This is a genomic window from Candidatus Rickettsiella isopodorum (genome assembly GCF_001881495.1).
GTDB classification, from domain to species: Bacteria; Pseudomonadota; Gammaproteobacteria; order Diplorickettsiales; family Diplorickettsiaceae; genus Aquirickettsiella; species Aquirickettsiella isopodorum.
This window is the reverse complement of the sequence record NZ_LUKY01000028.1, coordinates 14,016-26,198: the sequence shown is the minus strand read 5'-3', so window position 1 is coordinate 26,198 and position 12,183 is coordinate 14,016. Positions and strand designations below refer to the sequence as shown.

The following is a 12,183-nucleotide window of genomic DNA, read 5'->3' as shown; positions in this document are numbered from 1 at the left end:
TCATCGAGAAATGCAAAATTTCGCATCTTCAAGTACCAGCGGTAGATAGCAAAAGTTGAAGGCACTGGCCAACTAATGCCACAATACGCCTCCTCAATTCACACTATAGGTTTTTAGTCATGAAAATCCCTTTTGTTGATAATCAAATGGGACGTATTCGACACATCCATTTTGTTGGTATTGGTGGTGCGGGCATGGGAGGTATTGCTGAAATTTTACTCAATGAAGGCTATATGATCTCGGGTTCTGATCTTCAAGAAAACACTATGACTCAACATCTGAAAAAATTAGGGGCAGAAATCCAATGGGGTCACCACGAAAAACATATATGCGATGCTGATGTCATTGTTTATTCCAGTGCAGTATCCCCTGACAATGTAGAAATTCAAGCTGCACGGAACGCGCTCATACCTGTCGTTCCAAGAGCCTTGATGCTCGCAGAATTAATGCGCTTTCGTTATAGTGTAGCCGTTGCAGGAACGCACGGAAAAACAACCACGACCAGCTTAGTCGCCAGTTTATTAGGAGAAGGTGGATTGGATCCCACTTTTATCATTGGCGGTAAACTGAATAGCACGAGTACGCATGCTCGTTTGGGTGCAGGGCGCTATTTAGTCGCTGAGGCTGATGAAAGTGATGCTTCTTTCCTATACTTAAAACCCATGATTGCTATTGTAACTAATATTGATATGGATCATATGGGAACTTATGAGGGTAATTTTCAGCAATTAAAAAAAAGCTTTTTAGAATTTTTATGGCATTTACCTTTTTATGGTTTAGCTATCATGTGCTGCGATGATCCGATTATTCGATCCATCTTACCTGATATTATGCGCCCTATTATTACTTACGGATTTAGTGAAGATGCTGATATTCGCATTACTTCTTTCCAACAAAAAGGTATTAAAAATTACTTTACTGTTACTAGGCCCAAGAAAAAGCCATTAGCTATTACTTTGAATCTTCCTGGTGAACATAATGCTTTAAATTCACTCGCCGCTATTGCCGTTGCGTCAGAACTTGGAATTAAAGATAATACGATACTTGGCGCCTTAGCACACTTTAGCGGTGTCGATCGGCGTTTTCAAATATTAGGAAAATTGAAATGTAAACAAGGTCATGCTTTATTAATAGATGATTATGGGCATCATCCACGTGAAATAGCCGCTACTTTAAAAGCTATACGGAGTGCATGGCCAGACCGACGTTTAGTCATGACTTACCAACCTCACCGTTACACACGAACTCGCGATCTATTTGCAGATTTTGTAGAAATTCTATCTGCAGTGGATCATTTGCTGCTTTTAAATGTTTATTCAGCGGGAGAAACACCCATTCCCGGCGCAGATAGTGCGGCTTTATTAAAATCAATACGTTTAAATAATCAATTAAGCCCTATCCATATCAAAGATAAAGAAAATCTTACCCAAACTTTAGATGAAGTGATACAAGACGGTGATGTCCTGCTATTACAAGGGGCAGGAGATATTGGCAGTATTGCACAAAAACTAGCTCTCTCAATTGAAAATGAATAATTTATGCAACATTTACGCGGCGAACTCCTAGAAAATGCTAAATTGGCTGAATATTCTTCATGGCAAGTGGGTGGCAAAGCCGATCACCTGTATAAACCTGCAGATATCAATGATTTAATTACCTTTATTAAACAACTATCTGAACAAGAACCCTTATTTTTTTTAGGTTTAGGCAGCAACACACTCATACGGGATGGTGGTATCAAAGGCACAGTGGTTGTCACACAGGGCGCGCTTAATAAATTAAAAACTATAGATGCTCTGACGCTTTATGCAGAAGCAGGTGTTGCTTCGCCGGCATTCGCTCGATTTGCTGCCAGAAAAAATTTAATGGGGGCCGAATTTTTAGCCGGTATTCCTGGCACTATTGGTGGTGCTTTAATCATGAATGCAGGATGTGATGGTTGTGAAACCTGGAATATAGTTAAGTCAGTCCTTACTGTAAATCGGCAAGGTGAGAAAAAAATCCGTTATCCTAATGAATATAAAATTGCTTACCGTAGTGTCAGTGTATTTCCAGACGAATATTATTTGGCTGCAGAATTTCAATTAAAATCAGGTAACAAAGAAACCGCTTTAACCAAAATTCGTACTCTGCTTAAATATCGTGCAGACACTCAACCAACTAATGAACCCAATTGTGGTTCGGTGTTTCGTAATCCTCCCGGGGATCATGCTGCACGCTTGATCGAAGCGTGCGGGCTTAAAGGTTTAACCATTGGTAATGCCGCGGTATCCAACAAGCATGCTAATTTTATTATTAATAATGGCAAGGCTAGCGCCGCTGACATTGAAGCTTTAATTCAAAAAATTGCTGAGTGTGTATTCCACAAATTTCATATTCGCTTAATACCCGAAGTGCGTATTATCGGCGAAGCTTAAATTTTATAAATCTTGTAATTGTTTATTCATCAATGCAAACGATTCTTCTTCGGCTTGATCTCTAACTAAGCAATATTGCGATAAATAAAGCATTAACACACTAAAAGGCAATATCACTAATATACCCAATGGGAATTTTAGCTGTGCTATACCTCCAAAGGGACCCAAATAAGAAAATAATAATAAAATGGATAGATAAGAAAAAAACCAATATAAACTAAAATTATTGATCCAAAAACGACGTTTTTGATAACAAAGATAGATAACAAAACCCACTAAAATGGCGATATAAAGCTTCCATATCACTGAAAAACCGCACCAATAAAGCATTAAATTAGCCACATAGAATGCCATATGACAGATAATTAAACTCGCTGATAATTTGAAAGGGCGCTGTTGCTCAGGCCGCATTTTTCGTAATGCTAATAAACAAATAGGTCCTATTCCATACGAAAGTATGCTCGCCGAAGATAAAAACGCCACCATCTTTTGCCAACCTGGAAACGGCAAAAAAGCACAAATTCCTACTAAAAAATTAGCATAGAGTGTGACATACGGAATTTGATAACGATTAAGTTTTAAAAAAAATGGCGGTAAATGTTTATTCAATGCCATGCCATAGAGAATTCGCGATGTGGCAGCGGTATAAACTAATGTCGTTCCCAATGGTGAAAAAGCCGCATCAAATAATAATAACATGGCTACGATGCTAAGGCCGAGTAACAAAGTTAAACCGACTAAAGGTCCACTATCACCCGGAAAACTAAGATGCGGCCAGCCTTGTTGCAAATAACTTTGAGGGACTGCCACTAGAAAACTAAGTTGCAACATAAAATATAAAATGAACCCCACTAATACGGCACCCAAAATGGCAATAGGAATATTTTTTTGCGGATTCTTAACTTCACCTCCTAACATCAAACCATTTTGAAAACCAGTAAACGCAAACGCGATACCCCCTGCAGATAAAGCCGAAAATATTTCTATCCAGCTAGTTTTGTTAGTCAAATCAAGCGTGATATTTTGTAAAGTCGGCGAAGTATGGATTAAAGCAACAATAGCAATCGACGGTAAAAGGAATTTCACAATGCTGGCGTACTTATTACATTCCGCTAAGAATTTAATTCCATAACTATTCAGCAGCACAATAAAAAACATGATGATAACTGCTACCAAATAACCTGTGTGTGATAACTTAAAATAAGTAGCTTCTTTAATTAACAAAAAAGGAAAAAAATGACTGCTATATTGCAAAATGGCCTGGATTTCTATTGGTGTCATCACCACATAGGCAAGCCATGTGATCCAAGAAAATAAAAATCCTACTTCTCTACCATGCGTATAGGTCGGATAATTCGATAAACCACCAGAAATCGGTAGCATAGTCCCCAATTCGCATAATGGGAGGGCTATGAATAACATAAAAAGTGCCGCAATCATCCAGCTAATGAGTGCATTCGGCCCAGCCATCTGCGCGCCTATAAAAGGGGTAAATAGCCAAGCGGAACCTATCATTCCACCTGCTGCGGCAATTAAGATATTAGTCGTGGAAATATCACGCTTTAGCAATTTTTAAATCCATTGAGTATCTTTAGACTTGATGAATTTCTACATGCAAGTAGACATTAGTTTAACAATTTTTTAACTAATAGTATCGATTATGATATTACCAAAACTATAGATCGCAAAAAATGAACATTATTTATACATTTAATCAACTTTTTATTTATTTTTACAGTTCTGAGATTCATGGTCTTGTTCTTTTTTTTCTTCTACTATTACTATACGAACTTGATTTAGGTTATAGCCTCTCGTTTTAAAAAAAACAAAAGCATTAGGATCTAAGTTTAGTGAACCTTGGTTTTGTGCGCCTGCTTTAAAAAGCTTTTTTTCATCATAGACACTTAATTTAGCAATATTTTTATCATCAGAATTTATCACTTTTCCATACAGAGGAAAATTTGCTTTTAATTTTTCAATTTCTATTTCCCTTTGCTTTTGTTCTTCTACTTCTTTCCTTTTTTTTGCATCTGATAGCGGTTTTATAAATTTATGCATAAATTACACTCTATTTACTACAAAGATAAGAAGTATAAGTGTAATAACAAATTATTAAGATTAACTTAAAGGTTAATTTAATCGTTAAAAAAATTATTTTCAGAGATTTAAGTGAATTTTAACTTTTATTTAAAGCTAAACTTTCTTGTTGTTTTTTTAATAATTGCTTTATTCCTGTCTCTGCTACGGCTAACAGTTGTTCGAATTGCTGTTTGGAAAAAGCATTTTTTTCTGCAGTGGCTTGCACCTCCAAGGTACCACCCTGCTCTGTCATTACCACATTCATATCCGTTTCAGCGTGAGAATCCTCTGCATAATCCAAATCCAAGATCACTTGTCCTTTATAGATTCCGACAGACACTGCAGCAACAAGAAAACGCCATGGATCTTGTGTTAATTCGCCTTTTTTCTTCATTACGCTTAAGGCATCCTTCAATGCAACACTTGCGCCCGTAATAGCGGCAGTTCGGGTTCCACCATCGGCTTGAATCACATCGCAATCTAAAAAGATGGTATTTTCACCTAACTGTTTCAAATCAACACTCACGCGTAAAACACGGCCAATTAAGCGTTGTATTTCTAAACTTCGACCGGTTTGCTTACCTCTACTCGCCTCTCGTTCAGATCGCGTATGTGTTGCACGAGGTAACATACCATATTCTGCAGTAATCCATCCTTGGCCTGATCCTTTCAAAAATTTTGGCACGCCCGGTACCACGCTGGCTGTACAAAGTACTTTGGTATTGCCAAATGCTACTAATACTGACCCTTCGGCATAATTCGTATAAGAACGTGTCAAGTTGATTACACGAAGCTCATCAATAGCACGTTGTGTTGCACGCATGGATACTTTCCTTTTATAAAACTAGATTTTACTGGCAGAGTAATTAAAATAGAGACTCTGAAAATAGGCATTATACTTTTTAACCTGAAAATTACCATGACCAATAGCATGACGGCTTTTGCCAGAAAAGAAAAACAAGCCGAATGGGGCCAAGCCACTTGGGAAGTTCGTAGTGTCAACCATCGTTATTTAGAAATCGTTCTTTCTCTACCTGATACCTTTGGCTATTTAGAACCTTTGATCCGCAAACAAATGCAAGCCTGCTTGCAACGTGGCAGAATAGAAGTCAAACTGCGTTATAAATCATTTTCTAATAAAGCGATGCCGATTGAGATCGATGAAGAATTAACCCAGTCGCTTATCGGCGCTTACAAAAAAATTGCTCAGCTAGCCCATACTGAAACACACTTAAATCCCGGAGAATTATTACGATGGCCGCAACTACTTAAGTTTCCCGAATTAAACGTTGAAGTCATACAACCTGAATTAATGACGTTATTTTCTGAAACCTTAAATGAGTTTTGTACAGTTCGCAGTATTGAAGGTAATGCTATTTTTGAGCTATTAAATCAACGTTTAAGAAAACTTACGGATCTCCGTCAGCATATTCAGACTCAATTACCTTATATTTTAAATCTGCAACGAGAAAAAGTTCTAACTCGATTAAATGAAATTAAAATCAGCTTAGACCCTAACCGTTTAGAGCAGGAAATGTTATTATTTGCTCAGAAGACGGATGTAGCAGAAGAATTGGATCGTTTACAGATTCACCTTCGTGAATTTAAGAATTTATTGGCAAAAAATCAAGCCCAAGGCAAACAGCTCGATTTTTTATTACAAGAATTAAATCGTGAAGCCAACACCTTAGCTTCTAAATCACTGAATGCAGAATTGACCTTATCGGCCGTTAACATCAAAGTTTTGATAGAGGAAATGCGCGAACAAGTGCAGAATATTGAGTAAATTATGAATATACCTGGAACACTTTATATTATATCCGCACCTTCAGGCGGTGGAAAAACCAGTCTTGTCAATGCATTATTAGAGTCCGTATCTAACTTAGAGGTTTCTATTTCCTATACGACCCGACCACCACGACCGGGTGAAAAAGAAGGCGTAGATTATCACTTTATTGATCAAATAGAATTTAAACAGCTCATCCAAAAAAAGTCATTGTTGGAACATGCTATCGTTTTTGGTCATTTTTACGGCACTTCAATGGATTGGGTGACCCAAAAAATTGAAGTCGGTATCGATATCATCCTTGAAATTGATTGGCAAGGTGCACAGCAAATAAGAGAAAAAATGCCCGAATCAATAGGCATATTTATCATTCCTCCTTCTTGGGAAGTATTAGAAAAAAGACTACATCTTAGAGGACAAGATAAAAAAGATGTTATAAAAAAACGTATGGCAGATGCAAAAACTGAATTAGCTCATTACGATGAATATGATTATTTAATTTTGAACGAAAATTTTTCTAATGCACTTGCCGATTTAAACGCTATCTTAAGAGTAAGACGTTTACGTTGCAGTATCCAAAAAAAAGAACTCGCACCTCTTTTAAAAATTTTGTTAAATTAAGCTAATTAATTTACTGACCTAGAAAAATAGACTACAAACAACAATATTAAACTTATTAAAGAGTATTTATGTTAAAAAAACTATTATGTGGTTTTTTCTTGTTCAGTGTTTGTCCTATCACCACCTGCTTAGCCATTAGCAAATCCAATAATTACGCCACTATACAAGTTTGTTTTACACCCGGTCAAAATTGCACTGAAGAAATTACCGATGTCATCGATGCCGCTAAAAAATCTATTTTTGTGCAAGCTTATAGCTTTACGTCTGCACCCATCGCTGCTCATTTAGTTGCCGCAAAAAAACGCGGCGTAATAGTCAATGTCATACTGGATAAAAGTCAAACAACGCAAAAATATAGCGCTTCACGTTTTTTAGTCAATCAACATATTCCCTGTTGGATAGATTACAAACCGGCTATTGCCCACAATAAAATTATGATTGTTGATGAAAAAGAAGTGCTTACTGGTTCATTTAATTTTACTAAGGCCGCTCAAAATAAAAATGCAGAAAATTTATTAATCATTAACGATCCCACATTAGCCCATCTCTATTTGAAAAATTGGGAACGGCGCCGATCGGTCTCGAGATATCTAAATCCACAAAACTCATGGATTTCTGAGTATAGTTAACTGACAAAATATTACGCGAATTTTATACTTGCGCGTATTTGACCTACGGTGGATTTATTACCTGAGCCTCCAGGAAAAAGTACACGACGAGTATTACTAACACCAGTCATAGTAACCACTTGGTCTTCTCCCAAGCTATAATCTTTATTTTGGAATATGGCCAAACCTATGTCAAACCATTGACTTATGTTCATAAGATAATCAACGTAAATTCGTCTATTAGGTAAAATTCCTGCTAAATGTTTGGTGGTTTGATAGCCTACTGAAAGTCGGGTTTGTTTAGTGATGGCTGGAAAAGTCAAACCCAACTCGAAACCCCAAAGTTTGGGTTTATTAAAAGTAAGTGCAGACATCAAAGCTGGCGTAATGGGAACAGGAAAAGCTAAAAAAAATGGTTTGTTAAAATTTCGTATCATAGCAATATAATGGCCATTAATATCTAAAGGGCCCCATTGAAATTCAGCATTCACGTTATAAGCAGGCGCTTTCTGATTGGGTAAGCCAGGAATGTTTGTTTGATTTGGATTAGATAAACCAGGAAGAATACCTGCAACTTCTATATCGCTATTTGTATAATAAGAAGATAAAAAATTAGTGTCGGTAATACTAGCGACATATCCTGCATCGATATTAAATTTACTGATGCAATCAGTGTAAGTATATCCTAAATTAACTCCGCCATTTTGGATACGACGTGTTGAACCTCCATCCGCCAATCGAGGTTGGCCTGCAAACGTATAAACAGAACCATAGAGCCCACTCGGCATGGCAAAACCAAACTGAGCGGTTGTAGCATTTATTTCACTTAGCAATTGTGTAGGATTTTCACTACTTACAAAACTATAAGGATCATAATTTCCAAAGGGCACATATTCTTTACCGATACGTAAATAGACTGGCGAAACATTAAAGTGTTGCAATGTAGCGTAAGCCGTATCCAGTTTAGTTCTACTGATCGGTTGATAGATTAAGAATGAGTTCGGTATTTGATAGACTCCTTGCGCACCCGAAACGCCGGTTAAAGAGGTATACACCAATGACATATTGGCTTTCATCCAATTATTAACCCGCGTATCGATAAACAAATTGGCATTATTTAATATGAGATCACTGGCCCTATTGGCTGTAAGACTAAAAGGTGTTCCTTGAGCAAAAAAGAAATCTGTAAATGGCGCCACTACTGAAAAAACAGGCGGCGTATTCGTTATATAGGCATCGGTGTTCATCCAACCGCTAAAATTTATGCGGCAAACCCAACCACACGGCTGATCAAAACCACCGGGTTGATTTCTACCCAACAACCAATCCATTTCATTCATTTGAGCACGGATAATTTCTTGCTCATAGGCACTATCCCTTTCATAGATTCCAGCTGCTAAAGCAGAACAGCTCATCCCTAAAGCTAACCAGGAAAAAATAACTACCTTGCACCTCATACCCATATCCCTATAAAAATTCATCCGTTTCTAAGCTTAACAACTCTTGGCCTATATATATATATATAAAATAAATAAATTTACCTCTCTAGAATCGAATCTTGCGGCATATCACTGACAGTCTGAGCGTGATGATCCTGAGCCAGTAATAAATACATGGCCGGCACAACAAATAAAGTAAATAAAGTCCCAATAGAAATTCCAGATGCAATCACTAAACCAATATTAAAACGACTAATAGCTCCTGCTCCTGTCGCCAAAATTAATGGAATTACACCTAAGACCATCGAAGCGGTCGTCATTAAGATGGGTCGCAGCCGAATACCGGCAGCCATTTGTATGGCTTCGCGTTTTTTATGGCCTTCTTGCTGTAAATCGTTAGCAAATTGCACAATCAAAATCCCATGTTTGCTAATTAAACCTATTAAAGTTACTAAACCCACTTCCGTATAAATATTTAAACTCGCTCCGCCTATACCTAAACTTATAAAAATAAGTGCACCACAAATTGACATAGGAACACTGACTAAAATAATCAATGGATCACGAAAACTTTCGAATTGTGCTGCCAAACAAAGAAAAATAATAATTAAAGCTAAGAAAAAAGTTAAAATTAATGCACTACTTTCTTGCTGATATTGCCGAGATTGAGCCGCATAATCCATAGTATAGTTTTCTGGAAATATTTTTTTCGCTATAGTTTGCAAGCCTTGCAATGCACCTCCCATAGTCACACCAGGAAAAGGAACAGCTGAAATAGTGGCTGAATTTAATTGCTGAAAATGATTAATCGATTCTGGTACTACAATAGTTTTTAATCGGGCTATCGTGGATAAAGGAATCACCGAACCATTGGGAATCTTTAAATAATAACTTAGCAATTGATCGGCATTCAAACGATAACCTCGCATCACCTGAGGGATAACTTGGTAAGATCGACCGTCAAAATTAAAATAATTAATATAATTCTCACTCATCGCAGAAGCTAATAAATCACCCACATCAGCCATCGTTAACCCAAGTTGAGATGCTTTATCACGATCGAGTTGTATCGTTGTTTGAGGTTTATCTAATTTAAGATCACTATCCAAATAAACAAACAAGCCCGTTTTACGCGCTTCGTCTAATAACGTTTGAGAAACATCATTTAATTTAATATAATCATCGGTAGTGGTTATAACAAACTGCACCGGTAATCCACTCCCTCCACCCGGTAAAGAAGGTTTTTGAAATGCAGCCACTCGTGCTCCCGCGATACCATCAAATAAATGTTGTATCTGGGGTTGTAATTGATTGGTGGTGCGCTTACGTTCATTCCATGGTTTAAAGACCATTCCACCAATACTGGTATTCAGTCCATTAACGCCATCTAATTGAAAAACATGATCTGTTTCAGGATAAGTTTCAAAAATTTTAAACACCTGATTGGAATATAATTGCGTTTGCTGCAAAGTCGCATTAGGTGCTGCAGTTAATAAGCTGATAATAATTCCTTGGTCTTCTTGAGGTGCTAATTCATTCTTAGAAGTAGCATATAAAAAATAAATACTACTTAAAATAATAAATGCAAATACGATGGTTACCGATACATTATTCAATGACCCATGTAAAAGGCGCTCATAAAATTCACGTAATTTAGCAAATTTAGCATCAATAAAACCAACAAAACCTTTATGCTGATCTTTAACACTGGGCTTTAAAGAGAGCGCGCACATCATGGGAGAAAGCGTTAAGGCAATAATGGCAGAAATCGCAACTGCCCCCGCTAAAGTAAAGGCAAATTCAGTAAACAGTGCGCCCGTTAATCCACCCATGAAACCTATCGGCACATAAACCGCAATTAAAACGACCGATATCGAAATGATGGGAACAGCCAACTCTCGCGCCCCTTTGATAGCCGCTTCAAAGGGTGATTGACCTAATTCGATGTGTCGATAAATATTTTCTACAATAATAATTGCATCATCGACGACCAAACCTATGGCTAATACTAAAGCTAACAACGTCAGTAAATTTATCGTATAACCCAACAATAACATAATAAAAAATGCCCCTATTAAGGATAGGGGCATAGCAATAACCGGAATAATGACTGAGCGGATGGAGCCTAAAAATAAAAAGATAACCAACGTAACGATCACTAAAGCTTCTATCAAACTGGTCATCACTTCATGGATAGAACTATTGATATAGCGACTTTCATCATAAACAATTTTTCCGTTTAATCCCTGCGGCAATTGTGCAGTAATATCGGGCATAGCTTTTCTTATATTTTTAATAACAGAAAGCACATTAGCAGTCGGCGCTACTTTAATGCCGATATAAACAGCCGGTTTGTTGTCAAATTTAACCGCTGTGTTATAACTTTGTGAACCTAACGTCACTTTAGCGACATCTTTTAAACGTATAATGGCGCCATTTTGTGCTTTGACAATTAAGTTCTGAAATTGTTCTACGTTGTTTAAACCAGTGTTTACGGTTAAATCAACGGTGACCATATCCCCTTTGGTACGTCCGACCGCCGCAATAAAATCATTGTTAGCTAGTGCATTCGCCACATCATCAGCACCTAAACCATAAGAAGCTAATTTAGCGGGATCCAACCAAGCACGGAGTGAAAATAAATGTTGACCAACAATTTCAGCCTGTTGTACACCATGAACACTTTGTAATTTCGGTTGTACCACTCGAGTCAGATAATCCGTAATTTGATTGCTCGCTAACTTCGGACTATAAAAACCGATATACATCGAATCGATGGTTTCACCAATAGCAATACTCAACGTAGGTTGTTGAGATTGTTTAGGTAGCTGATTAATAACGGCATTGACCTTGGTATTAATTTCAGTTAATGCTTTATTCGGATCGTAATTCAATAGCAAATTAGCTTGTATCGAACTACTACCTTGTGTACTACTTGAAGTTAAATAATCAATTCCTTGCGCCTGCGCAATTGAATTTTCTAGTGGTGTCGTGATAAATCCTGCAATTAAAGCAGGATCAGCACCCGTATATACTGTAGAAACCGTTATTACGGCATTCTCAGTATAAGGATATTGCCGAACTTGCAACAAAGTTAACGAACGTATTCCTAACACCAAGATTAATAAACTAATCACGGTTGCTAACACAGGTCGCTGAATAAAAATATCCGTAAAGCGCATAAAAACCGCTATCCTTAAACTAAAACGAGCTCATCCTTTAAAAATAGCTCA

The 12,183-nt window shown here is 37.2% G+C and carries 10 protein-coding genes; 5 read left to right on the top strand and 5 right to left on the bottom strand.

Annotated features, from left to right (window positions below; all coding sequences use genetic code 11):
* The first annotated feature begins 119 nt into the window (after positions 1-119).
* Together murC and murB are read left to right on the top strand one after the other, a co-directional pair.
* Positions 120-1,535 carry a UDP-N-acetylmuramate--L-alanine ligase gene (gene murC, locus A1D18_RS06735; RefSeq protein WP_143750407.1) on the top strand — a complete coding sequence of 472 codons (1,416 nt, stop codon included), beginning with the start codon at positions 120-122 and terminating at the stop codon, positions 1,533-1,535.
* 3 nt (positions 1,536-1,538) lie between these two features.
* Positions 1,539-2,417 carry a UDP-N-acetylmuramate dehydrogenase gene (murB, locus tag A1D18_RS06730; RefSeq protein WP_143750406.1) on the top strand — a complete coding sequence of 293 codons (879 nt, stop codon included), beginning with the start codon at positions 1,539-1,541 and terminating at the stop codon, positions 2,415-2,417.
* A gap of 3 nt (positions 2,418-2,420) precedes the next feature.
* On the opposite strand, the gene A1D18_RS00900 is transcribed toward murB, so the two are convergent.
* From A1D18_RS00900 to rph, 3 genes are all read right to left on the bottom strand, one after another.
* Positions 2,421-3,986, bottom strand: a complete 1,566-nt coding sequence (locus A1D18_RS00900; protein WP_071661942.1) for an APC family permease — start codon at positions 3,984-3,986, stop codon at positions 2,421-2,423.
* A gap of 153 nt (positions 3,987-4,139) precedes the next feature.
* Positions 4,140-4,475 carry a hypothetical protein gene (locus A1D18_RS00895; protein ID WP_071661941.1) on the bottom strand — a complete coding sequence of 112 codons (336 nt, stop codon included), beginning with the start codon at positions 4,473-4,475 and terminating at the stop codon, positions 4,140-4,142.
* A gap of 118 nt (positions 4,476-4,593) precedes the next feature.
* Positions 4,594-5,319 carry a ribonuclease PH gene (gene rph, locus A1D18_RS00890; protein ID WP_071661940.1) on the bottom strand — a complete coding sequence of 242 codons (726 nt, stop codon included), beginning with the start codon at positions 5,317-5,319 and terminating at the stop codon, positions 4,594-4,596.
* Between the two features lie 96 nt (positions 5,320-5,415).
* Here rph and A1D18_RS00885 point away from each other — a divergent pair, with 96 nt between their 5' ends.
* From A1D18_RS00885 to A1D18_RS00875, 3 genes are all read left to right on the top strand, one after another.
* Positions 5,416-6,282: a YicC/YloC family endoribonuclease gene (locus A1D18_RS00885; RefSeq protein WP_071661939.1), complete on the top strand. Its 867-nt coding sequence runs from the start codon at positions 5,416-5,418 to the stop codon at positions 6,280-6,282.
* Between the two features lie 3 nt (positions 6,283-6,285).
* Positions 6,286-6,903, top strand: coding sequence for a guanylate kinase (gmk, locus tag A1D18_RS00880; RefSeq protein ID WP_071661938.1), 618 nt, complete (start codon positions 6,286-6,288; stop codon positions 6,901-6,903).
* 68 nt (positions 6,904-6,971) lie between these two features.
* Positions 6,972-7,532: a phospholipase D family nuclease gene (locus tag A1D18_RS00875; RefSeq protein ID WP_084028682.1), complete on the top strand. Its 561-nt coding sequence runs from the start codon at positions 6,972-6,974 to the stop codon at positions 7,530-7,532.
* An 11-nt stretch (positions 7,533-7,543) separates the two neighbouring features.
* Here A1D18_RS00875 and A1D18_RS00870 read toward each other — a convergent pair whose 3' ends face one another.
* Positions 7,544-8,968 (bottom strand): LbtU family siderophore porin, encoded by a 1,425-nt coding sequence (locus A1D18_RS00870; RefSeq protein ID WP_071661937.1) that lies wholly within the window; start codon positions 8,966-8,968, stop codon positions 7,544-7,546.
* Between the two features lie 80 nt (positions 8,969-9,048).
* Complete coding sequence (locus A1D18_RS00865) at positions 9,049-12,132, bottom strand: efflux RND transporter permease subunit (RefSeq protein WP_071661936.1); 3,084 nt, start codon at positions 12,130-12,132, stop codon at positions 9,049-9,051.
* Positions 12,133-12,183 lie beyond the last annotated feature (51 nt).